Raw genomic sequence first — 22276 nt, 5'->3', positions numbered from 1 at the left:
CTCGAAGCGCACGCGCGAAGCGCAAGTCTCGAGCGCTGTTCGCGCGGCCCCCCAGGGGCCGCGCTCGAGCGCGCCAGCGCTCCAAAAACACAGCCCAATACCTCCCGCAATCACAAGACCCCGGATCCTCCACCCGCGAACCTGTCCGACCCCACGGATAAGCTGCCTTGCGTGCCCGAACTCCCCCCCGTCGCCGACCTGCTCGCCACCGCCGTGCATGCCCTCGGCGGCACCGAGCGCACCGGGCAGACCACCATGGCCACCGCCGTCGACCACGCGATCGACACCAAGGAACACCTGGCCGTGCAGGCGGGGACCGGCACCGGTAAGTCGCTGGCCTATCTGGTGCCGAGCCTGCGGCACGCGGTGCGTACCGGGCGAACGGTCGTGGTGTCCACCGCGACCATCGCACTGCAACGTCAGCTCGTCGACCGCGATCTGCCTCGCTTGGCCGAGGCGCTCACCAAGCCGCTCGGCCGTGTCCCGCAGTTCGCGATCCTCAAGGGCCGCAACAACTATCTGTGCCTGAACAAGATCAACAGCGTGATCCCCGAGGACACCGGCGGCGAGGCGGAGCTGTTCGACGCCTTCGCCATCTCCCGCCTCGGCCGCGAGGTGCAGCGCCTCAATGAATGGGCCTCCGACACCGAGACCGGCGACCGCGACGAACTCGCCCCCGGCGTGAGCGATCGGGCCTGGCGGCAGGTGAGCGTGTCCTCGCGCGAGTGCCTCGGCAAGACCCGCTGCCAGTTCGGTCAGGACTGTTTCGCCGAGAAGGCGCGCGCGGAGTCGGCGCAGGCCGATGTGGTCGTCACCAATCACGCGCTGCTGGCCATCGACGCCATCAGCGGCATCCAGATCCTGCCCGAGCACGATGTGGTCGTCATCGACGAGGCGCACGAACTGGTCGACCGGGTCACCGGCGTCGCCACCGCCGAATTGGCCGCGCCCGCCATCAGCGCCGCCGCCCGCCGCTGCACCAAGCTGGTCGACGAGCGCGAGGTCGACCGGCTCGAGGGCGCCGCCGAAGCCTTCCACCAGGCCATCGAGGACCTGCCTGCCGGTCGCTGGGACCAGTTGCCCGACGGCATCGCCCCCGTTCTCGCTCTCGTGCGCGATGCCGCCTGGAACGCGCGCACCGCGCTCGCACCGCAGGGCAGCGTGAAAACCCAGGACGACCCGGACAACGCCGCCGCCAAGACCTTGGCCGTCGCCGCGCTCGACGAGGTGCACGACGCGGCGGTGCGCGCGCTCACCGCGTTCGAGGAGTCCGATCCGGCCGCGCGCCACGATGTCATCTGGCTCTCGGCCGACGAGGTGCGCGGTGTCGCGCGCCGCACCCTGCGGATGGCGCCCCTGTCGGTGGGTGGGTTGTTGCGCAGCAGGCTCTTCGGCACCGCGACCGTCGTCCTCACCTCGGCGACCCTGCAGATCGGTGGATCGTTCGACGGTCTCGCCATCACCTGGGGCCTGCCCTCGCAGTCCTCCGGCAAGACCGATCCGGCATTGGCCAACGGCGCGACGCCACCGGCCGATGCCGAGTCGGTGCGCTGGAGCTCCCTCGATGTCGGTTCCCCGTTCGACCACGCCAAGTCGGGCATCCTGTACGTCGCCAAGCATTTGCCCGCCCCGGGCCGCGACGGCCTCTCCCCCACCTACCTCGACGAGATCGAGCAGCTCATCACCGCCGCGGGTGGCCGCACGCTCGGCCTGTTCTCTTCGATGCGCGCGGCCAAGGCGGCCACCGAGGCACTGCGTGAACGGCTCGACACCCCGGTGCTGTGCCAGGGCGACGATTCGATGGGCGCGCTGGTGCGCAAGTTCGCCGACGACCCGGCCACGTCCCTGTTCGGCACCCTGACCCTCTGGCAGGGCGTCGACGTGCCCGGCCCCTCGCTGAGTCTGGTGATCCTGGACCGCATTCCGTTCCCCCGCCCCGACGATCCGCTGCTCACCGCCCGTCAGCGAGCCGTCGAGTCGCGTGGTGGCAACGGGTTCATGGCGGTGGCGGCCAACCATGCCGCGCTGCTGCTCGCCCAGGGCACCGGCCGGTTGCTGCGCAGTGTCGACGACCGCGGGGTGGTCGCCATCCTCGATTCGCGCCTGGCGACCGCCCGCTACGGCGGTTATCTGCGGGCCTCGCTGCCGCCGTACTGGGAGACCACCGACCCGCAGGTGGTAGCCAAGGCGTTGCGCAGGCTCACCGCATCCGCTTGAGCGGCACAGTTTTTCACCGCGAGTCGTGCAATTCGGGTGACCACACCGGCGAAATCACTGCCAGCCGAATGTGACCCGTGAGACGGTTGGGTGATGACGCACCACGCCGATGGCGAGGTACTCGACGAATTTCTGGTCAGCGCAAGATCTTTGGCCGAGTACCGCGCGATGTTCTGCCTGTCCGACGACGACCTGTCCGGCCGACGCATCCTCGACTGCCCCGGCGGCGCGGCGAGTTTCGCCGCCGAGGCCAGTGCCCTCGGCGCCGAGGTCACCGCGATCGACCCCATCTACGCGAGCGAGCCCGGCGAGCTGGCCGCCCGCGCCGTCCCCGAAACCGAGCGCGCGGTGGCGTGGGCACACCGGCACGCGGGCCGCTACCGCTGGGACTGGTACGGCGGCACCGCCGAACAGGCCGCGATGCGTCGCGCGGCTGCCGCCCGCTTCGCCGTCGACGTGTGCGCCGCACCGCACCGCTACCTCGCCGGGCGCCTGCCCTCGCTGCCGTGCGCCGACGGCTCCTTCGATCTGGCGTTGAGCTCGCACCTGCTGTTCAGCTACGCCGACCGGCTCGACGCCGACTTCCACCTGGCCGCCCTGCTCGAACTCACCCGGGTGGCCACGGTCGAAACGAGGGTGTACCCGCTGCTGGACTACACCGGTGCCCCGCTCGACGACCTGATCGCCCACCTGCGAACCGAACTGCACGACAAGGGTATCCGGACCTCGTTACGCAAGACCCGCTACGAGTTCCATCACGGCGCCGACACCATGCTCACCCTGCACGCGTGAGCCGCAGGTCAGCGCGGTTCTACAGTGTCCAATTGATAGACGGTGCCTACCGAGGGCGACCCCCGGAGACCGGCGCGGTAGGTTCTTAGTCGTGCATACGACGCGAGCCGGCCGGTAGCACGGCCGTGGCGGAGAGATCTCGACGCGCGGAATTGCCGCGCATCACCCTGACGCTCATCCTGCTACTCGGTACCGCAGCCCTCGGCGTGACGCTGCTGTTCACCACCATGGACCCGCACATGAACAGCGGCGGCATCCTTGCCGGCGGCCTGGACGTGCACATCTACCGCGACGGCGGCTGGCGAGCGCTACACGACAAGGCGCTCTACATCGAGCCGACCCACTACGGCCTGCTCTACACCTATACGCCGTTCTCGGCCCTGGTGTTCCTGCCGCTGCTCCTCGTGCCGTGGGACCTGGTCACCTCGGTCTGGTTGGTGCTCAACCTGGTAGTTCTCGTGGTGTGCGTACTGCAGAGCTGGCGGATGCTCGGCTACCGGGTGACGCCGCGCCTGGTCGTGCTCAGCATGCTCATCGGCCTGGCCTGCACCTTTATCGAGCCGGTGCGGACCACGCTGTACTACGGGCAGATCAATCTGTGGCTGATGATGCTCGTGCTGTGGGACTTCTCCCGCGGGCCCGACAGCAAGTTGCGCGGCCTGGGCGTCGGTATCGCGGCGGGCATCAAGTTGACCCCGCTGTTCTTCATCGCCCAGTACGCGGCGCAGCGCCGGTGGCGGGCGGCGCTCATCGCCGCACTCACCTTCGTGGCGACGATCGGGGTGACCGGCCTGATCCTGCCGCGCGATTCCTCCCAGTACTGGACCTCCACGTTCTTCCAGTCGGGCCGGATCGCTCCCGATGTGCATCCGTCGAACCAGTCGCTGCGCGGTGCGATCGCCCATCTGCTGCACGACCCGGCGCCGGTGTGGTTGTGGTTGCTGATCGCGGTGCCGGTGGCGCTGGTCGCGCTGTGGCTGGCGGCCCTGCTCGTGCGCCGCGACGAGCCGCTGCTGTCGGTGACCCTTGGCGGCCTCACCGCCTGCGCGGTGTCGCCCTATTCTTGGGGCCACCACTGGGTCTGGTTCGTGCCGCTGCTGGTGTACCTGATCCACCGGGCCCAGACCCGGTTGCCGTGGTTCCTCGCCGCCGCAGGCCTCTACCTGGCCGTCGCCGCCTGGACCTACACCTACACCCCCACCTGGGTCAGTGTCGGTACCTTCCTGCTGCCGCCGTGGTGGCCCTTCCACCAGGTGCTGCTGAACATCTACGTCGTCATCTACCTGATCGTGCTCGCGGGCATCGCCGTCCACGTGTATCGAGGGAGGCCGAAACCGGCTGTGGCCGAAGGCATTTCACCTGCGGACCCAGCCGTCGACACCGTGGTTATCCCGGAAGAGCTACCCGCACGCCCAGTCGAAAACGCCTGACTCCAGGTCGAGTTGGGCGTTGCCGCCGCCGAAGTTCATGCCCGAGACCTCCTCGATCTCGAGGTAGTAGGGCGTGAGCCCCTCGGGCAGCGCCTGGACAGGGAAGGCGGTGCCGCCGAGATGGGAACGGCCGAACAGTGGTTCGGCCCACGGGGTCCAGCCCGCATCGTCGGTGAGCGGGTCCTGGTAGGCGGTGTCGGGCACGTACTCGACGGGCGGGATGCCGACATTGGGATCGTCGACGCGCTCGGCCAGCCACACACCGATGGTCGGGTGCACGTCGTCCCAGGCATTACAGCCCTCGTCGCTCGCGGCGGGCGAGCCGGGCGGGCGGATGTCGGCGGGCGGTGCCACCGGACCAGCCTCGAATTCCTTCTCGGTCAACCAGATCAGCGCGAACACCCCGCCGATCTCGTCGTGCAGCAGATTCAGTTGCGGATGCAGACGGGTGGCGACCAGGTCGCGCGCCAGCGGGTCGTCGGAGCCTGCGTCGGCCTCGACCGGAGCGGTCGCGTCGGCGAACTGCCCCTCGCCCTGGAAGAAAGCGATCGCCGGAAAGCCGGGTCCGCGCCGCTGGAAGTCGGCGGGCAGCCGCAGGGTGAGCGCGTGCATCATCGGCAGCCCGGTGACCGGTCCGCGCGGCCACGTCGCCGGATCGATGCCGGGACCTTCGCTACCGATCCACCCGGCGCGCACCGGCGAGACCAGCTCTAACGGTTCACCACCCGGTGTCTCGGCCAGTTTGTCCGCCGAATCCCCGAACCCCAGGTCATAGGCCTTCATCGCAGCTCTCCTCTTCGACGCGCGGACTATGGTCGACACCGTGCGAGCGGTATCGCCGACGAGACTATCCGCCCCCGCCGACACCCGCGCACACTCCGGGCAACCCACGGCATCGAAAAAGTGTCCAGCGCATGACGAAAAAAGCGGCGCGGCAACCGAAGTCACCGCGCCGCCGGAACAGCTATGTCAGAGCGCAGCCTTGAGGATCAGCGTCAGCACGGCCGCCGCGACAGCGATGCCGACGGCCGCCGCACCCCACACCACACCGTGGCGCGCCCACGGACGACCGGCGTCGAGCGAGAACCGGCCGGGGCCGGTGAAGGCCAGTGCGCCCGCGACGAGCGCGAACAGCAGCGGGGTGGTGAAGCCCGGGACGGCGGGATCGGTCGGGAAGAGGCCACCGGCCCACATCACGTTGATCGCGTTGATCATGGTGCCGAGCACGATGGCGCCCGCCAGCGGGGTGAACAGACCGAACACCAGCAGCAGTCCGCCGACGAGTTCGGTGACACCGGCCAGCGTGCCGAAGAGTTCGCCGGGGTTGTACCCCATGGCGGTGAAGCTGTCGGCGGTGGTCTGCCACCCCATGCCGTTGAACCAGCCGAAGAGTTTCTGGGTGCCGTAGGCGGCCATCAGACCGCCGAAGCCGATGCGGAGAACCAGCAGGCCGATGCTGGTCGCGGTGGCTTCGTCGGTAGTAGCGGTGGTACTCGGAGCGATGCGCGTGGCGGTGTCGGTCATGGCGTGTCCTCATCTGCGATTCGAAGCATCCCGCAATCGGACTGGAGTCCGATTGCCCACTCGGTCACAACCCATGGGGCCGCGACCACTATTTCACGCCAGGCCACCGAACGGTGTGATCCTAGTCACAAAAACGCGAAAAGGCCGCCCCGATCGGGACGACCCTTCCATCGGGAACTTTCAGCTCACCAGGCCATGGTCGCGTAGCTCACCAGTGTGCTCTCGGACTCCTGCGACAGCTTCCAGGTGCCGTCGACGTCCTTCCAGGTCACCGGGATCGGGAAGGTGTAGTCACCGAGGGTGCTGTTCAGCGTGGCCGACAGGGTGTCACCCTCGACGGTGACCGGACCGGAGACGCTCCAGCTGTAGCCGGGGATGCGGTTGACCGTCTGGTTCACGACCGCAAGGCCGCCCGGGTTGCCCGACTCGAGCTCGGCGGCCGAGCCGTTCATGGCGGCCTGCAGCTTGCCCTGCAGCTCACCGGCCGACGGGGTCGCCGGTGCGGCGATCGCGGCGGGCGCGGTGGCGACGACGGCGGCGGTGACCGGCGCGAAGAGAGTGGCAACCGCCAGGGACGCGGCAGCGAACGAGCGCTTCATAGGTAAATCTCCTTCAAGTTAGGCAAGCCTAGGCTGAGTATAGGCATACCTACGCCCGGAGCACCTACTCGACCAGGAAGAAGAAGTAGGCGAGGAACAGCACCATCAGCGCCCACATCGCCGGGTGCACTTCCCTTGCCCGACCCTTGGCGACCATCACGACGGGGTAGAAGATCATGCCCATCGCCAGTCCGTTGGCGATCGAATACGTCAGCGGCATCATGATGACGGTGATGAACGCGGGCACCGAGTACTCGAGATGCTGCCAGTCGATATCGCCGAGCGCGCGGGCCATCAGCACACCGACCACGATCAGCGCGGCCGAGGTGACCTCGGCCGAACCCGCGATCACCGAGAAGACCGGATAGCAGAACATCGCGATCAGGAACCAGCCCGCGGTGGTCACCGCGGTGAGCCCGGTCCGACCACCGGCCGACACACCCGCCGTCGATTCCACGTACGCCGTGGTCGTAGAGGTACCGATGATCGCGCCCGCGGTGGTGCCGACCGAGTCGGCGGCCATCGCACTCGCCGCACGGGGCAGCGTGCCGTCCTTGTTGAGCAGGCCCGCCTGATTCGCGACGCCGATCAGCGTGCCCGAGGCATCGAAGAAGTCGACGAACAGCATGGTGAGTACGACGACGATCATCTGCCCGGTGAACGCGTCGGGCAGATGGATGATGGCCTGCCCGAAGGTCTCGTCCAGCCCCTTGGGCATCTCGGCGATGCCGTCGGGGACCTTCACCAGCCCCGAGACCATGCCGACGACCGTGGTGGCGACGATGCCGTAGAGCACCGCGCCGTGCCAGCCGATCACCAGGAAGATCACGGTCACCACCAGGCCGAACAGCGCGAGCAGGGTGGTGCCCTCGGTGAAGTCACCGAGCGAGACGAGAGTCGCCTCGTTGTTGACCACGATGCCCGCGTTCTTGAGCCCGAGGAACGCGACGAACAACCCGATACCCGCGCCGACGGCGAACTTCATCTGCAACGGGATCGCATTGAGAATCCGTTCGCGGACCTTGGTGATCGCGAGCACGAAGAAGATGACGCCGGACAGGAACGTGCCCGACAACGCGACCTGCCACGGAATGCCCATGCCCAACACCACGGTGTAGGCGAAGAAGGCGTTGAGCCCCATACCCGGCGCGAGCGCGATCGGATACTTGGCCCACAGACCCATCACCAGCGTGCCGAACACGGCGGCCACGGCGGTCGCGGTGAACACGGCCTGCATGGGAATGCCCTTGTCCCCCAGCGCACCTTCGTCGCCGAGGATCGACGGGTTCACCGCGAGCACATACGACATCGCCAGGAACGTGACCGTGCCCGCCATCGCCTCGCGCTTGAAGGTTGACCCGGTCGACGTGATACCGAAATATCCGTCGATGCGCCGCCGGGCGCGGGTTACGACATCGCTGGCCATGACTCTCCAGTCCGCGGGTTCAAAGAAGAAGGATGCCCAGGAACGGTAGCGGAAAGTTCACTGAATCGAAGAACCCGCGATCGCCTCGGGGTGTAGGGTCACGCGCCCGCGACGGCCACCACGCCGAGTTCGGCGTCGGTGGCGAGCAGGGGATTGTGGGGAAGCACACGAACCGTGTACCCGACCGCACCCGAGAGCGGAACCGGCGCGTGCACCTCGTAGAGCTCCGTCGCGCCGTCGCTGCCGGTGTGCCGCATCTCGATGGTCGTGGTGTCGGACAGGTCGTCGTCGGGCGACACCCGCCCGAGTACCGCCTGCACCACCACATCCGAAGGCGCGAGCCCACCGAGTTCCACCCGCGCGTCCAGCGACAGTTCCGCACCGATCACCGGGGTGTCGGGCAGGCCCGCGCTGTCCACCTGGGTGACGCGCACCGAAGGCCACGCGGCCTCCACCCGCCGCCGGTACTCCGCGACCCGCGCCGCGCCGGCGTAGTCGTCGGCCGACGCGGTCGCGAACGCCGCGGCCGCCGGACCGTAGTACTGCTCGGCGTAGTCGCGGACCATGCGCGAGGCGAGCACCTTCGGGCTGGTGGTCTGCAGGGTGTGGCGGACCATCTCGGTCCACCGGACCGGCACGCCGTTCGCGTCCCGGTCGTAGAAACGGGGTGCGACGGTGCGTTCGACCAGATCGTAGAGCGCCGCCGCCTCGAGGTCGTCGCGGCGCACCTCGTCGCGCACCCCATCGGCGGTGGGGATCGACCAGCCGTTCTCGCCGTCGTACATCTCGTCCCACCACCCGTCACGGATCGAGAGGTTGAGCCCGCCGTTGAGCGCCGACTTCATGCCCGAGGTGCCGCACGCCTCGAGCGGGCGCAGCGGATTGTTCAGCCACACATCGCAACCCCAGTACAGGTAGCGGGCCATCGACATGTCGTAGTCGGGCAGGAACACGATGCGGTGCCGCACGGCCGGATCGTCGGCGAACCGGACGACCTGCTGGATGAGCGCCTTGCCGCCGTCGTCGGCGGGGTGACTCTTGCCCGCGACCACCAGCTGCACCGGGCGTTCGGGGTCGAGCAGCAGGGCGCGCAGCCGGTCGGGGTCACGCAGCATGAGGGTGAGGCGCTTGTAGGTCGGCACCCGGCGGGCGAAACCGATGGTGAGGACATTCGGGTCGAAAACCTCGTCCACCCAACCCAATTCGGCCTCGGCGGCGCCGCGCTGATACCAGGACTCGCGCAGCCTGCGGCGGACCTCCTCGATCAGTACCCCGCGCAACGTGTTCCGGGTGGTCCACAGCTGCTCGAGGTCGACGTCGCTGAGCTTCTCCCAGCCGCGCGCCTCCTCCACCAGTTCGGGACCGACGAGTTCGCGCGCTTTGTCGATCCATTCACGCGCGGCCCAGGTCGGCGCGTGCACGCCGTTGGTGACCGAACCGATCGGCACCTCGGCGGCATCGAATCCCGGCCAGAGCCCGGCGAACATGTCCCGGCTCACCTCACCGTGCAACCGCGAGACGCCGTTGGCGCGCTGGGCCATCCGCAGACCCATGTGCGCCATATTGAACACCGACGGATCGGCCTCGCGTCCGAAAGCGAGGATCCGGTCGACGGAAAGCCCTGGCAGCAAGGCGGATTCGGTCTCGCCGTGGGCACCGCCGAAGTACCTGCGCACCAACGGCATCGGGAACCGGTCGATACCGGCGGGCACCGGGGTGTGGGTGGTGAACACCGTGCCGGCCCGCACCGTCGCCAGCGCGGTATCGAAATCCAGTCCGTCCGCGACGAATTCGCGGATGCGCTCCACCCCGAGGAAACCGGCGTGACCCTCGTTCATATGGAACACGTCGGGGTCGGGCAGGCCGTTGGCACGGGTGTAGGCCCGCACCGCACGCACCCCACCGATACCCGCGAGGATCTCCTGCTTGATCCGGTGATCCTGATCGCCGCCGTAGAGGCGGTCGGTGACCGCGCGCAGTTCCGGGTCGTTCTCGGCGATGTCGGAGTCGAGCAGCAACAACGGGATCCGCCCCACCTGGGCGATCCACACCCGCGCCCGCAGCACCCGCCCCTCCGGCATGGCGACATGGATCAGCACCGGCGAACCGTCACTGGTCAGCAGGCGCAGCGGCAGACCCTGCGGGTCGAGCGCCGGGTAGTGCTCCCGCTGCCACCCGTCGGCCGACAGCGACTGCCGGAAGTACCCGGACCGGTACAGCAACCCCACACCGATCAGCGGCAGACCAAGATCCGACGCCGCCTTGAGATGGTCACCGGCGAGGATCCCGAGCCCACCCGAATAGTTGGGCAGCACCTCGGTGACACCGAACTCCATCGAGAAGTAGGCGATCCCGGCCACCCGGGTGCTGTGCTGCTCCTGGAACCAGCGCGGCCTGCTCAGATAGTCACGCAGACCTTCGGCGGCCGCGTCGACGCGCGCGAGATAGGCGGGGTCGGCGGCGAGCTCGTCGAGCCGCTCGGCGGGCACCTCCCCCAGCATCCGCACCGGGTCCTGGCCGACCGTGCGCCAGAGCTCCCGGTCCAGGTCGGCGAACAGATCCTGGGTTGGGCCGTGCCACGACCACCGCAGGTTCGTCGACAACTCACCCAGCGCGGCGAGCCGCTGCGGCAGATGGGCACGGACAGTGAACCGACGAAGTGCCTTCACCCGCCAAACACTAGCTCACCCGCCTCTCCGCGTCTTTTGGCCAGACTGGGGTGCGGGGTGAGTTGGGGACGCGGCAAGCTTTTAGGAGGTGCTTTTAGGAGGTGATGGGTGAGCCCGTTCCCGGGGAGTTACCCATGTGCTCGCCTGCTGCTCCGGAGACTCAGGCCAGACTCGGGTGTGGGGACTTGCGTCGGCGGCTAGGTGGAGTCGCGGGTCAGCGTAGGACCGTTCTCGGTGAGTTGTTCCCTGTGCTCAGTCGGTTGCTGTGGCTTCTGGGGTGAACTGGGCGGCGAACTCGGGGGTGGGTGGGGTTTCGGTGATGACGTCGATCAGTACGCCTGATGGGTCGGCGAGGATGAAGTGGCGTTGGCCGAAGTCTTCGGTGCGTAGGTCTAGTTCGGTGGGGAGGCCGCCGGTGACGACCATTCGTTCCCATTCGGCGTCTACGTCGTCGACCTCGAAGTTCAGCAGGAGGCCCTGGACGGGTTTGCCGTAGCCGGCTGGGACGGTGGGGTGGGTGGGATCGAGAAGAGCCAGTTCGCAGGTCGGTTCGCCGTCGCGGCCGGGGCGGCGCAGGCTCACGTACCAGTCGGCTTCGAAGGTGATCTCGAAGCCGAACCAGGTGGTATAGAAGTCGCGCGATTCTGCGATTCGGCTGGTGGCGAGGACGGGGTAACAGCTGCTGAGCCGCATGGTGTTCACCTTTCACATACCGTTGGTATGTGTCGTAGGCTAGTTCACATACCGGTGGTAGGTCAATGGGAGGACAGCAATGGTTTCGACGGCACGGGCGCAGCAGCGCGAGGAGACCAGACGCCTGCTGGTGCGGGTGAGCAGGGAGCTGTTCGCCGCGAAAGGCTACGCGGCAGTCGGCCTCTCGGAGATAGTCACCGCAGCCGGTGTCACCAAAGGCGCGCTGTATCACCACTTCGAGAGCAAGGCCGACCTGTTCAAGGCTGTCCTCGCGCAGGTGCAGCAGGAGGTCGGCGAGCAGGTGGCGGCCGCCGCCGACGCCGCACCCGACCCCTGGACCCAGCTCACCACCGGCTGCGCGGCATTCCTGCGCGCCTGCGCCGACCCGCACATCCAGCGCATCATGCTCGTCGACGCCCCCGCCGTCCTCGGCTGGCACGAGTGGCGTGCCCTCGACGAGGCCAATTCCGCCCGCCACCTCGGCGAGGCCCTGCAAACCCTGATCGACGCGGGCACCCTCCCCCCACAACCAGTCGCCCCGCTGACCCACCTTCTTTCCGGCGCCATGAACGAAGCCGCCCTCTGGCTGGCGGATACCGACGACCCCACCGCGCTCCCACACACCATCACCGCACTCGACCACCTCCTCACCGCACTCCGAACCACCCACTAGCCGACAGCACCTCCGGCCGCACACCGCCTGTCCATCGACGAATGCCGCGCTGGATCGCGGCGATCTCGGTGCCCCTCGGTCTCGATCCGGCCGCCGAGGCCCGCGCGTGCGCGCCAAGAACCGCCGGAAACCAGTACGTTGTGGGATGTGAGCGGCCGGATAGCCATCGATGACATCGCCCCGTGGATCCCTGGCGGACGACCCGCCAAAGCCGTGGTCGGTGAGGTATTTCCCGTGCGTGCGGTCGTGTGGCGGGAAGGCCACGACGCGGTCGCGGCCACGCTCGCCGTGCGTGCGCCCGGGTCGTCACGGATCACCCGCATCCGGATGACGCCCGACTACGAACCCGACGTGTTCAACGCGGTGTTCACCCCCAACGTGCCCGGCGTGTGGACCTACCGGGTCGAGGGCTGGAGCGATCCCATCGCCACCTGGCGCTCGGCGGTCGAGGCGAAGCTGTCGGTCGGTCAGTCGGCCGCCGATCTCGCCAACGACCTCGAGATCGGCGCCCGCCTGTTCGAGCGCGCCGCCCAGGCGGTGCCGAAGCGGCAGTTCGAGCGGCTGCACGCCGTCGCGAACGCCCTGCGCAGCGAGGAACAACTCCCGGCGCGCGTGGCGCCTGCCTTCACCGAGGAGGTCGCCGAGATCCTGCGGGCCACCCCGTTGCGGGAGATGGTCACGCGCGGTCAGCAGTTCTCCGTACTCGCCGAACGCCGTCGGGCCCTCGTCGGTTCGTGGTACGAGTTCTTCCCCCGCTCGACCGGTGGCCGCGACGCCGAGGGCAACCCGGTGCACGGCACTTTCGCCACGGCCGCCCGCGACCTGCCCCGCATCGCGGGCATGGGCTTCGACGTGGTCTACCTGCCACCGATCCACCCCATCGGGACGGTGAACCGCAAGGGCCGCAACAACGCCCTGACCACCGAGCCCGGCGATGTCGGCTCACCCTGGGCCATCGGCTCAGCCGACGGCGGTCACGACGCCATCCACCCCGAACTCGGCACCGAGGCCGATTTCATCGAATTCGTCTCCAGGGCAACCGAACTCGGCCTCGAAGTGGCCCTCGATCTGGCCCTCCAATGCGCCCCCGACCACCCCTGGGTCACCGAGCATCCGGAGTGGTTCACCACCCTGCCCGACGGGACCATCGCCTTCGCGGAAAACCCGCCCAAGAAGTACCAGGACATCTACCCGGTCAATTTCGACAACGACCCCGACGGCATCTACGCCGAGGTGCTGCGGGTGGTGCGCCACTGGATCGCGTTGGGCGTCAGCATCTTCCGCGTCGACAACCCGCACACCAAGCCCGCCGACTTCTGGGAGTGGCTGATCGCGCAGGTGCGCCGCACCGACCCCGACGTGATCTTCCTTTCCGAGGCCTTCACCCGCCCGGCGCGCCTGTACGGCCTGGCCCGGCGCGGATTCACCCAGTCCTACACGTATTTCACCTGGCGCGTGCACAAGTGGGAACTCACCGAGTTCGGCTACGAACTGGCCGCCAAGGCCGACGAGGCCCGGCCCAACCTGTTCGTGAACACCCCCGACATCCTGCACGAGAGCCTGCAGCACGGCGGCCCCGGCATGTTCGCCCTGCGCGCCGCCCTCGCCGCCACCCTGAGCCCCACCTGGGGCGTGTATTCGGGCTACGAACTGTTCGAACACGAGGCCGTGCGCCCGGGCAGCGAGGAGTACCTGAATTCGGAGAAGTACGAACTACGCCCGCGCGACTTCGCCGCCGCCCTCGACCGCGGTGAGTCGCTGGAACCGTGGCTCACCCGGCTCAACGAGATCCGCCGCAATCACCCCGCGCTGCAACAGTTGCGCTGCATCCACTTCCACCACGTCGACAACGACGCGCTGATCGCCTACTCGAAATTCGATCCGGTCAGCGGCGACGCGGTGCTGGTGATCGTGAACCTCAACCCCTACGCCGCCGAGGACGGTCACGTCAGCCTGGACATGCCGGCGATCGGGCGCGAATGGCACGACCACCCGGTGGTGTTCGACGAGGTGAGCGGCGAGGAATACCACTGGGGCCAGCGCAACTGGGTGCGGCTCGACCCGGCACGCGCGGTCGCCCACATCATCGCCCTGCCCGCGGTGCCCGCCGAAGCCCGTGCGGCCCTCGCCTTCCGGCGGAGCTTCTAGATGAAGCGCCGCGATCTGATGCTGCTGGCGGCGGGTACCCATCCCGACCCCCACACCGTTCTCGGCTCCCATCCCCACCCCGACGGCACCGCCGTGCGCGTGCTGCGCCCGCACGCCGACACGGTGACCGCCCTCGTCGGCGGCGCCGAACACCGGCTGAAGTCGTTGGGGCACGGCATCTTCGCGGCCGTCCTGCCGTACCCCCGGATCGACGACTACCGGGTGCGCACCGAATACCCCGGCGGCCCGACGGTCGTCACCGCCGACGGCTACCGCTTCCTGCCGACCGTCGGCGAATTCGACCTGCACCTCATCCGCGAGGGCAGGCACACCCGGCTCTGGGAGGTGCTCGGCGCGCATCCCCGCCACTACACCACCCTCGACGGCGATGTCGACGGCACCTCGTTCGCGGTGTGGGCACCGAACGCGCGTGGCGTCACGGTATTCGGCGACTTCGACCACTGGGGTGGGCAATCGGCGCCGATGCGCGCGCTCGGCACGTCCGGCGTGTGGGAGGTCTTCGTTCCCGGTGTCGGTCCGGGCACGCGCTACAAGTACCGGGTACACGGCGCCGACGGTCGCGTGGTCGACCACGCCGACCCGCTCGCTTTCGCCACCGAGGTACCACCCGCCACCGCGTCGGTCGTGGCTCGCGCCGACCACATCTGGGGCGACAACGCCTGGCTGGACCGGCGTGCGAGCACCGATGCCATCCGCTCCCCGATGAGCGTCTACGAGGTGCATCTCGGCTCCTGGCGCCCCGGCCTGAACTATCGCGAACTCGCCGAGCAGCTGGCGGAATACGTCCGGGCAGCGGGTTTCACCCATGTCGAGTTGCTGCCGGTGGCCGAGCATCCCTTCGGCGGTTCCTGGGGCTACCAGGTCACCTCCTACTACGCGCCGACCTCGCGTTTCGGCACCCCCGACGACTTCCGCTACTTCGTCGACCATCTGCACAACGCGGGCATCGGTGTGCTGCTCGACTGGGTGCCCGCCCATTTCCCGCGCGACGAGTGGGCGCTGGCCCGCTTCGACGGCACCCCGCTCTACGAACACCCCGACCCGCGCCGTGGCGAACAACTCGACTGGGGCACTTACGTTTTCGACTTCGGCCGCAACGAGGTACGCAACTTCCTCGTCGCCAATGCCACCTTCTGGATCGAGGAATTCCACATCGACGGCCTGCGTGTCGACGCCGTCGCCTCGATGCTGTACCTGGACTACTCACGTCCGGCGGGCGGCTGGGAACCCAACATCTACGGCGGGCGCGAGAACCTGGAAGCCGTCGACTTCCTGCAGGAACTCAACGACACCGTGCACGGCGCCCACCCCGGCGTGGTGACCATCGCCGAGGAATCGACCACCTGGCCCGGTGTCACTCGCGGCACCGACGTGGGCGGCCTCGGATTCACCATGAAGTGGAACATGGGCTGGATGCACGACACCCTCGGCTACCTGGGCCGCGACCCCATCCACCGCGCCTGGCACCACAACGAGATGACGTTCTCCCTCGTCTACGCCTGGAGCGAGAACTACTTGCTGCCGATCAGTCACGACGAGGTCGTGCACGGCAAGGGCACGCTGTGGACGCGCATGCCCGGCGACGATTTCGCCAAGGCGAGCGGCGTGCGCGCCCTGCTCGCCTACATGTGGTCGCACCCCGGCAAACAACTGCTGTTCATGGGCCAGGAGTTCGGCCAGTTCCGCGAATGGGACAACGATCGCGGCCTCGACTGGTACGAACTGGAAAACCCACTGCACCAGGGTATTTCGACCATGGTCGCCGATCTCAACCGCACGTACGTGGCGCATCAGGCGCTGTGGTCGCAGGACACCACCCCCGGCGGGCACGCCTGGATCGAGGCCGACGACAGCGCCGCCAACGTCTTCGCGTTCCTGCGCTGGGGTAGTGACGGCAGCGCGGTCGCGTGCGTGTTCAACTTCTCCGGCGCCACCCACGAGAACTACCGGATCGGCTTGCCGCACACGGGTTCCTGGTCGGAGATCCTCAACACCGACGCCACCGGATACGGCGGCTCGGGTATCGGCAACCTCGGTGCCGTCACGGCCGAGGGCACCCCCTGGCACGGCCACCCCGCCTCGGCCACCGTGCGCCTGGCTCCCCACAGCGCCCTCTGGCTGAGCGCGCCGGCCTGAGGCGGCTCCCGCGACCGGATATACGACGGGCCGCCCAGGCATACTGCCGGGCGGCCCGTGGTCGATGGGTGTCAGTACAGCGCGGCGGCCAGTTTGCGACGCGCGGCGATCACGAAAGGTTCTGCCTGATCGAACAATTCGAAGAGTTCGAGCAGGCGGGTGCGGGCCCGGTCACGGTCCTCGCCCGCGGTGCGCTTGACGACGGCGATGATCCGGTCGAACGCGGCCTCGGGACGCTGCTCGAGCAGTTCCACATCGGCGGCGTCGAGGGCGGCATCCAGATTGCCCGGATCGGCGTCGGCGGTGGCGACCACGCCCGGGTCGATCTGCTGGGCCCTGGTCAGGAACTTCAGCTGCCGCAGCGCCGCCTTGGCCTCGGCATTGTTCGGTTCCTCGGCGAGGATGGCCTCGTAGGCGGCTTCGGCACCGGCGATGTCACCTTCGGCGAGCGCGTTCTCGGCGGCCACGAAGCGCGGGTCGTCGTTCTCGGGTTCGGCCTGCGCGCCGTTGCCCTCGAGCTTGCCCGCGGTCGCCTCGACGACCGCGTCGAGCCACTGACGCACCTGCGGTTCGGGCTGAGCGCCTTCGAAGTCGGCCAGCGGCTGCCCACCGGCAACCGCGATCACCGTCGGAATGCCCTGCACCCGCAGCGCCTGGACGATGTTCATATTGGCTTCGGCCTCGATCGCGGCCAGATCCCACGCACCAGGGTCGTCGGCATTGAGCCGTTCCAGGGTGCGCACCAGCTCGACGCTGCCCGGGCTGCGCTGCGAGTACAGCGCGACAACCACGGGCACCTGCATCGAGCGTCGGATGACCTTGGTCTCGAAGTCGGCCTCGGTGACCGAATGGTCACCCGGCGCGCCCGCGCCACCCGGAGCGGCGGCAGGCTGCTTGAGACCGGACAGATCCACCGCCCCTGACATGGCAGCGGCGACGGCGGGCGAAGGACGACGGGAAGCGGGTCGAGTCACGGTTTCCAGTTTGTCACGAAGCGCTGGAGGTGGCAGCCGCGGCGCCCTTGCTGTTCGCACTCAGCTCACCCAGCTTGCCCGTGCGCACGGCCCAGGCCTCGAAGATCACGGTGAACAGCGGCGGGATGCTCGAGGCGAGCGCCAGAACGGTGGTCTTCCAGTTCCAGTTCAGCTCGCGGGCGGTGAGCAGCGCGGTCAGCACGAACAGCACGAAGATGCCACCGTGCACCGGACCGAAGATCTTCACACCGATCTCGTTGCCCTCCTCGGGCAGGTACTTGAACGCCATTCCGAGCAGCAGCCCGACCCAGGAAATGGCCTCGAGCACCGCGAAGAACCGAAACCGACTCGCGACAGACCGCAGATCAAAGAAACCCATGCGCCCATTGTGCAGCATGACCTACGACACTACGTAGTTGGACTGCTCACACCGAAGGCCCCGGTACTCGGCGAGTACCAAGGCCTTCGAGTCAGTGGATTCAGGCAGGCACGCGGATGATCAAGGCATCGCCCTGACCGCCACCACCACACAGCGCGGCAGCGCCAACGCCACCACCGCGACGCTTCAGCTCCAGCGCCAGGTGCAGCAGGATCCGGGCACCGGACATGCCGAGCGGGTGACCGATGGAGATGGCGCCGCCGTTGACGTTCACCTTCTCCGGGTCGTAGCCGAGCTTCCTGGTCGAGGAGACACCGACGGCGGCGAACGCCTCGTTGATCTCGATCAGGTCCAGGTCGGCGGGCGTGATGCCCTCCTTCGCGCAGGCCGCGAGGATCGCGTTGGCCGGCTGGTCCTGCAGGGTCGAATCCGGTCCGGCGACCTGACCCGAGGCGCCGATCTCCGCGATCCACTCGAGCCCGAGCTCCTCGGCCTTCGCCTTGCTCATCACGACCACCGCGGCCGCACCGTCGGAGATCTGCGAGGCGGTGCCCGCGGTGACGGTGCCGTCCTTGCGGAAGGCCGGACGCAGCTTGCCGAGCGACTCGACGGTGGTGTCGGCGCGGATGCCCTCGTCCTCGGTGACGTAGACCGGGTCGCCCTTGCGCTGCGGCACGGCCACCGGCACGACCTCGCCCTCGAACACACCGTTCTTCCACGCGGCCGCGGCACGCTGGTGCGAGGCGGCGGCGAACGCGTCCTGCTCCTCGCGGCTCACCTTGTCGAGGTCGTTGCGGTCCTCGGTGAGCAGCCCCATCGCCTGATCGGTGATGACGTCGTGCAGGCCGTCGTAGGCCATGTGGTCGACGAGGGTGGTGTTGCCGTACTTGAAGCCCTCGCGGCTCTTGGGCAGCAAATGCGGGGTCTGGCTCATCGACTCCATGCCGCCGGCCACGACGATCTCGTGCTCGCCCGCGCGAATCAGCTGATCCGCCAGGGCGATCGCGTTGATGCCGGACAGGCAGACCTTGTTGACGAGCACCGACGGCACGTCCATCGGGATACCCGCGGCGATGGCGGCCTGGCGCGCGGGCAGCTGCCCCGCACCGGCCTGCAACACCTGGCCGAGGATCACGTACTGGACCTGCTCGGGCGCGACGCCACCCTTCTCCAGGGCGGCCTTGATGGCCACACCGGCCAGATCCGAGGCCTTGAAGTCCTTCAGACCGCCAAGCAGCCGCCCGACCGGGGTACGCGCACCGGACACGATGACAGAAGTGGTCACGCAAGCCTCGCATTCATAGTTCGAACCTGTACTCAACGGTAACCCCTGCGGACCGGCGGCTGGTACGCAGGTCGCGCTAGCTTCGTGGGGTGACCAACGCGAACTTCATCCCCGCCGACTACGTCATCGCCGTCGACCATGTGGGCATCGCCGTGCCCGACCTCGACGCCGCGGTGGCCTGGTACACCGACAACCTCGGCATGGTCGAGACCCACCGCGAGGTGAACGAGGCCCAAGGCGTCGTCGAGGCGATGCTGTCGTGCCCGGCCGCCGCCGACCGCGCGACCGCCCTGCAATTGCTGGCCCCGCTCACGCCCGAGTCGACCATCGCCAAATTCATCGACCGCAGCGGCCCGGGACTGCAGCAGCTGGCCTACCGGGTCACCGATATCGAGGCCGTTTCGGGCTTCCTGCGCGAGCGTGGGCTGCGTTTGCTGTACGAGGCCCCTCGACACGGAACCGCTGATTCTCGCATCAATTTCGTCCATCCGAAGGATGCTGGGGGTGTGCTGATCGAGCTCGTGGAGCCGAACCCGCATGTTACGCACTAGTAGGCCGGTCGGACCGGTAAATCTCGGCGAGATCACATTCCCGGTCGAGTCTCCATCGTGTCGCTCGAGGCTGTATTTTGTGTGCCATGTCGTCACCTGAGTCCGATCGCAATCGCTTCGTTGCACTGCCCTTCACCGTTGTGCGCAAGGGTTATGCGCAAGACGAGGTGCGCAACTACTTCGACCGCTTCGACGCGGAGCTTCGCGTCACCGCCACCGACCGGGATGCTGCCGCCGCGCAGGCCCGCAATCTCGCCGCCCAGCTGGAAGACGCCCGGGACGAGATCGACGAGCTCCGCAAGGAGGTCGACCGGCTCTCCGTGCCGCCGACCACCGCCGAAGGTATGTCCGACCGTATCTCGCGCATGCTGCGCCTCGCCTCGGACGAAGCGTCCGAGGTTCGCGCACTGGCCCAGGCCGAGGCTGCCGAGATGGTGTCGATCGCCGAGCAGCAGGCCACCGAGATGCGTGGCAAGTACGAGTCGCTGCTCGCGGAGACCAAGGAGAAGCGCGAGGCGCTCGAGATCGAGTTCGAGCAGACCCTCGCGAAGGCGCGCACCGAGTCGACCAAGATCATCGAGGCCGCCCAGGCCGAGGCCGAGCGTCTCGCCAAGGAGGCCGAGGCCAAGCGCAAGGCCACCCAGCAGGACTTCGAGGCCACCATGAACGATCGGCGCACCAAGCTGACTCGTGCCATGGAGGAGCTCGAGGCCACCAGCCGCGCCGAGGCCGCCCAGCGGATCAAGGACGCGACCGACGAGGCCAACCGCCTCATCAGCTCCGCCACCCAGACCTCCGAGCGCAAGATCGCGCACGCGAAGGAACTGGCCGAGGAGATGCGCGTGCTGCGCGGCCGGGTCCTGGCCCAGCTGCTCGGTATCCGCGGCCAGCTCGACTCGGTGCCCGCCATGCTTGCGGCGGTCAACCGTGAGAGCGAACTGCTCGACGGCGCCCCGGAGCGTAAGTCGATCAGCAACAACAACAATGGCAACAACAAGTCCGTCTCGGGCTCGCGCCAGAACAAGGCCATCCCGGAGGTCTCCGACGAGGACATCGTCGACGAGGACCGCGAGAGCGCCGACGTCAACTGACCCTGTCGGACTCTGCGACGACACGTCTACACCTGGAAAACCGGAGGCCACCTCGAATCATCGAGGTGGCCTCCGGTTTTCGGCGTCTCGGCCCTGGTTCAGGACCAGCGGCGCGTGATGCCCCGTGTACGCCTGCCGTTCCAGCAACCCTGATGCCAGTGCCTACGGTCGTCCTCACCGCCATCGACGGCCCACGCGACGATATGGGCCACCCCCGGCGCGATCTCGTGGTCACAGCCCGGGCAGCGGTAGGTCTTCACCGCCCGCGCACCGGGAACCGTTCGCACGACATAGATCTCGTCGCCGCCCGGTCCCTCCTCGGTGCGCCCGTACACGTCACCGAGCGGCGGCGGGCCGCTACGGCGTTCCTGGCGCGGTTTACGACGCGGCATGGCACTGCTTCCTAGAACAACCGGAAAACGTTGCTCTCGGTGCCACGCAGCTCGTCGTAATCGAGCGTGAGGCAACGGATCCCCCGGTCCTCGGCGAGTGTCTTCGCCTGCGGCTTGATCTGCTGGGCCGCGAACACTCCGCGCACCGGCGCGAGCAGCGGGTCGCGGTTGAGCAGATCCAGGTAGCGAGTGAGCTGTTCGACGCCGTCGATATCGCCGCGGCGCTTGATCTCCACCGCGACCGTCGCGCCGTCGGCGTCGCGGCACAGCAGATCGACGGGGCCGATCGCGGTCATGTACTCGCGTCGCACCAGGGTGTACCCCTCCCCCAGCTTGGTGACGTGCTCGGCGAGCAGCTCCTGCAGGTGTGCCTCCACACCGTCCTTCACGAGGCCGGGATCGATACCGAGCTCGTGCGAGGAATCGTGCTCGATCTCCTCGATCGCGATGCGCAGCTCCTCGCCGGCCTTGTTGGTCACCACCCACAGGGCCTTGAAGTTGTTCTCGGGCGCCTGCATGGGCTCCTCGCGCAGCGGACGCACGCCCTCGGGCAGTTCCGCAGGCGGGTTCAGCGAGGCGACGTCACGCTCCTGGAGCCAGCACGGCGGGCTCATCCAGTTGAGCGGCTTGTACGAGCCGCCGTCGGAATGCACCAGCACCGAACCGTCGGCCTTGATGAGCAAGAGCCTGCGGGCCATCGGGAGGTGAGCGGTCAGCCGACCGACGTAATCGACCTGGCAACGAGCAATGACAAGGCGCACCCGGCCACTCTAGGGGACGCTCCGGAGAACGCAAAAAGGCCCTCCAGCGTGGCTGGAGGGCCTTTTTGTGAATGATTGTCCGGCGGTGTCCTACTCTCCCACACCCTGTCGAGTGCAGTACCATCGGCGCAGGTGGCCTTAGCTTCCGGGTTCGGAATGGGACCGGGCGTTTCCCCACCGCTATAACCGCCGTAACACTATGAAACTATCCACAGAGAGCCACAACCAACCACCCTTAACAGGGTCGTCAATTGTTGTCTCGGTGATCTGTGTGTTGTTTCAGATACCGCACAGTGGACGCGTAACACCTTCGATAGTAAGCCCTCGGCCTATTAGTACCGGTCACCTCCACACGTTACCGTGCTTCCAGTTCCAGCCTATCAACCCCATGGTCTGTAGGGGGCCTTAACCCATCAAGTGGGAGAGAAACCTCATCTTGGAACAGGCTTCCCGCTTAGATGCTTTCAGCGGTTATCCCTTCCGAACGTAGCCAACCAGCCATGCTCCTGGCGGAA

19 protein-coding genes and 2 rRNA genes are annotated in these 22276 nt (G+C 67.9%); 8 read left to right on the top strand and 13 right to left on the bottom strand.

Annotated elements, in window-relative coordinates; genetic code table 11:
- The first annotated feature begins 171 nt into the window (after window positions 1-171).
- From ACWEVR_RS33565 to ACWEVR_RS33555, 3 genes are all read left to right on the top strand, one after another.
- Window positions 172-2217 (top strand): ATP-dependent DNA helicase, encoded by a 2046-nt coding sequence (locus tag ACWEVR_RS33565; protein ID WP_452470165.1) that lies wholly within the window; start codon window positions 172-174, stop codon window positions 2215-2217.
- A gap of 93 nt (window positions 2218-2310) precedes the next feature.
- Window positions 2311-3009 carry a hypothetical protein gene (locus tag ACWEVR_RS33560; RefSeq protein WP_067498254.1) on the top strand — a complete coding sequence of 233 codons (699 nt, stop codon included), beginning with the start codon at window positions 2311-2313 and terminating at the stop codon, window positions 3007-3009.
- A 125-nt stretch (window positions 3010-3134) separates the two neighbouring features.
- On the top strand, window positions 3135-4439 hold the full coding sequence (locus ACWEVR_RS33555) for a glycosyltransferase 87 family protein (RefSeq protein WP_452470164.1): 1305 nt from the start codon (window positions 3135-3137) through the stop codon (window positions 4437-4439).
- Here the strand turns inward: ACWEVR_RS33555 and ACWEVR_RS33550 are convergent.
- The 6 genes from ACWEVR_RS33550 to ACWEVR_RS33525 all read right to left on the bottom strand — a co-directional run bounded on the left by ACWEVR_RS33550 (window position 4410) and on the right by ACWEVR_RS33525 (window position 11350).
- The gene (locus ACWEVR_RS33550; RefSeq protein ID WP_067645018.1) at window positions 4410-5222 is read right to left on the bottom strand and encodes a hypothetical protein; all 813 of its coding nucleotides are present in this window, start codon (window positions 5220-5222) and stop codon (window positions 4410-4412) included. The genes ACWEVR_RS33555 and ACWEVR_RS33550 overlap by 30 nt on opposite strands.
- A gap of 186 nt (window positions 5223-5408) precedes the next feature.
- On the bottom strand, window positions 5409-5963 hold the full coding sequence (locus ACWEVR_RS33545) for a DoxX family membrane protein (protein ID WP_439269107.1): 555 nt from the start codon (window positions 5961-5963) through the stop codon (window positions 5409-5411).
- Window positions 5964-6148: 185 nt separating this feature from the next.
- The gene (locus ACWEVR_RS33540; RefSeq protein WP_067645023.1) at window positions 6149-6562 is read right to left on the bottom strand and encodes a hypothetical protein; all 414 of its coding nucleotides are present in this window, start codon (window positions 6560-6562) and stop codon (window positions 6149-6151) included.
- A gap of 64 nt (window positions 6563-6626) precedes the next feature.
- Window positions 6627-7988 carry a solute carrier family 23 protein gene (locus ACWEVR_RS33535; RefSeq protein ID WP_439269105.1) on the bottom strand — a complete coding sequence of 454 codons (1362 nt, stop codon included), beginning with the start codon at window positions 7986-7988 and terminating at the stop codon, window positions 6627-6629.
- A 98-nt stretch (window positions 7989-8086) separates the two neighbouring features.
- Window positions 8087-10657 carry an alpha-glucan family phosphorylase gene (gene glgP, locus ACWEVR_RS33530; RefSeq protein ID WP_452470163.1) on the bottom strand — a complete coding sequence of 857 codons (2571 nt, stop codon included), beginning with the start codon at window positions 10655-10657 and terminating at the stop codon, window positions 8087-8089.
- Between the two features lie 252 nt (window positions 10658-10909).
- Window positions 10910-11350, bottom strand: coding sequence for a VOC family protein (locus tag ACWEVR_RS33525; protein WP_452470162.1), 441 nt, complete (start codon window positions 11348-11350; stop codon window positions 10910-10912).
- Window positions 11351-11429: 79 nt separating this feature from the next.
- Here ACWEVR_RS33525 and ACWEVR_RS33520 point away from each other — a divergent pair, with 79 nt between their 5' ends.
- The 3 genes from ACWEVR_RS33520 to glgB all read left to right on the top strand — a co-directional run bounded on the left by ACWEVR_RS33520 (window position 11430) and on the right by glgB (window position 16328).
- Window positions 11430-12023: a TetR/AcrR family transcriptional regulator gene (locus tag ACWEVR_RS33520; protein WP_452470161.1), complete on the top strand. Its 594-nt coding sequence runs from the start codon at window positions 11430-11432 to the stop codon at window positions 12021-12023.
- A 147-nt stretch (window positions 12024-12170) separates the two neighbouring features.
- The gene (locus tag ACWEVR_RS33515) at window positions 12171-14171 is read left to right on the top strand and encodes a maltotransferase domain-containing protein (protein ID WP_452470160.1); all 2001 of its coding nucleotides are present in this window, start codon (window positions 12171-12173) and stop codon (window positions 14169-14171) included.
- A complete protein-coding gene (gene glgB, locus ACWEVR_RS33510; RefSeq protein ID WP_452470159.1) occupies window positions 14172-16328 on the top strand; it encodes a 1,4-alpha-glucan branching protein GlgB in 2157 nt (718 codons plus the stop codon).
- 71 nt (window positions 16329-16399) lie between these two features.
- Here the strand turns inward: glgB and ACWEVR_RS33505 are convergent, their stop codons facing one another.
- The 3 genes from ACWEVR_RS33505 to ACWEVR_RS33495 form a co-directional block, all read right to left on the bottom strand.
- The gene (locus ACWEVR_RS33505) at window positions 16400-17254 is read right to left on the bottom strand and encodes a tetratricopeptide repeat protein (RefSeq protein WP_452470166.1); all 855 of its coding nucleotides are present in this window, start codon (window positions 17252-17254) and stop codon (window positions 16400-16402) included.
- A gap of 61 nt (window positions 17255-17315) precedes the next feature.
- A complete protein-coding gene (locus ACWEVR_RS33500) occupies window positions 17316-17681 on the bottom strand; it encodes a DUF3817 domain-containing protein (RefSeq protein ID WP_067498224.1) in 366 nt (121 codons plus the stop codon).
- A 100-nt stretch (window positions 17682-17781) separates the two neighbouring features.
- Window positions 17782-18966, bottom strand: coding sequence for an acetyl-CoA C-acetyltransferase (locus tag ACWEVR_RS33495; RefSeq protein ID WP_452470158.1), 1185 nt, complete (start codon window positions 18964-18966; stop codon window positions 17782-17784).
- A gap of 89 nt (window positions 18967-19055) precedes the next feature.
- Between ACWEVR_RS33495 and mce the strand changes: the two genes are divergently transcribed.
- Complete coding sequence (mce, locus tag ACWEVR_RS33490) at window positions 19056-19517, top strand: methylmalonyl-CoA epimerase (protein ID WP_452470157.1); 462 nt, start codon at window positions 19056-19058, stop codon at window positions 19515-19517.
- An 86-nt stretch (window positions 19518-19603) separates the two neighbouring features.
- A complete protein-coding gene (locus ACWEVR_RS33485) occupies window positions 19604-20608 on the top strand; it encodes a coiled-coil domain-containing protein (protein ID WP_067498215.1) in 1005 nt (334 codons plus the stop codon).
- A gap of 98 nt (window positions 20609-20706) precedes the next feature.
- On the opposite strand, the gene ACWEVR_RS33480 is transcribed toward ACWEVR_RS33485, so the two are convergent.
- The 4 genes from ACWEVR_RS33480 to ACWEVR_RS33465 all read right to left on the bottom strand — a co-directional run.
- Complete coding sequence (locus ACWEVR_RS33480; RefSeq protein WP_452470156.1) at window positions 20707-21000, bottom strand: ATP/GTP-binding protein; 294 nt, start codon at window positions 20998-21000, stop codon at window positions 20707-20709.
- Between the two features lie 11 nt (window positions 21001-21011).
- Window positions 21012-21761 carry an endonuclease NucS gene (gene nucS / locus ACWEVR_RS33475; RefSeq protein WP_452470155.1) on the bottom strand — a complete coding sequence of 250 codons (750 nt, stop codon included), beginning with the start codon at window positions 21759-21761 and terminating at the stop codon, window positions 21012-21014.
- Between the two features lie 77 nt (window positions 21762-21838).
- Window positions 21839-21955 (bottom strand): 5S ribosomal RNA (gene rrf, locus ACWEVR_RS33470).
- A gap of 118 nt (window positions 21956-22073) precedes the next feature.
- A 23S ribosomal RNA gene (locus ACWEVR_RS33465) occupies window positions 22074-22276 on the bottom strand; the annotation flags it as partial.

This window comes from Nocardia sp. NPDC003979, from assembly GCF_053605015.1.
This window is presented reverse-complemented; position numbering and strand designations above follow the sequence as displayed.

Bases quoted from the DNA above. Each gene is read 5' to 3' on its own strand.
- ACWEVR_RS33560 (WP_067498254.1), top strand. From the start codon at position 2,311: ATGACGCACCACGCCGATGGCGAGGTACTCGACGAATTTCTGGTCAGC.
- ACWEVR_RS33550 (WP_067645018.1), bottom strand. From the start codon at position 5,222: ATGAAGGCCTATGACCTGGGGTTCGGGGATTCGGCGGACAAACTGGCC.
- ACWEVR_RS33545 (WP_439269107.1), bottom strand. From the start codon at position 5,963: ATGACCGACACCGCCACGCGCATCGCTCCGAGTACCACCGCTACTACC.
- ACWEVR_RS33540 (WP_067645023.1), bottom strand. From the start codon at position 6,562: ATGAAGCGCTCGTTCGCTGCCGCGTCCCTGGCGGTTGCCACTCTCTTC.
- ACWEVR_RS33535 (WP_439269105.1), bottom strand. From the start codon at position 7,988: ATGGCCAGCGATGTCGTAACCCGCGCCCGGCGGCGCATCGACGGATAT.
- ACWEVR_RS33525 (WP_452470162.1), bottom strand. From the start codon at position 11,350: ATGCGGCTCAGCAGCTGTTACCCCGTCCTCGCCACCAGCCGAATCGCA.
- ACWEVR_RS33520 (WP_452470161.1), top strand. From the start codon at position 11,430: ATGGTTTCGACGGCACGGGCGCAGCAGCGCGAGGAGACCAGACGCCTG.
- glgB (WP_452470159.1), top strand. From the start codon at position 14,172: ATGAAGCGCCGCGATCTGATGCTGCTGGCGGCGGGTACCCATCCCGAC.
- ACWEVR_RS33505 (WP_452470166.1), bottom strand. From the start codon at position 17,254: ATGTCAGGGGCGGTGGATCTGTCCGGTCTCAAGCAGCCTGCCGCCGCT.
- ACWEVR_RS33500 (WP_067498224.1), bottom strand. From the start codon at position 17,681: ATGGGTTTCTTTGATCTGCGGTCTGTCGCGAGTCGGTTTCGGTTCTTC.
- ACWEVR_RS33485 (WP_067498215.1), top strand. From the start codon at position 19,604: ATGTCGTCACCTGAGTCCGATCGCAATCGCTTCGTTGCACTGCCCTTC.
- ACWEVR_RS33480 (WP_452470156.1), bottom strand. From the start codon at position 21,000: ATGCCGCGTCGTAAACCGCGCCAGGAACGCCGTAGCGGCCCGCCGCCG.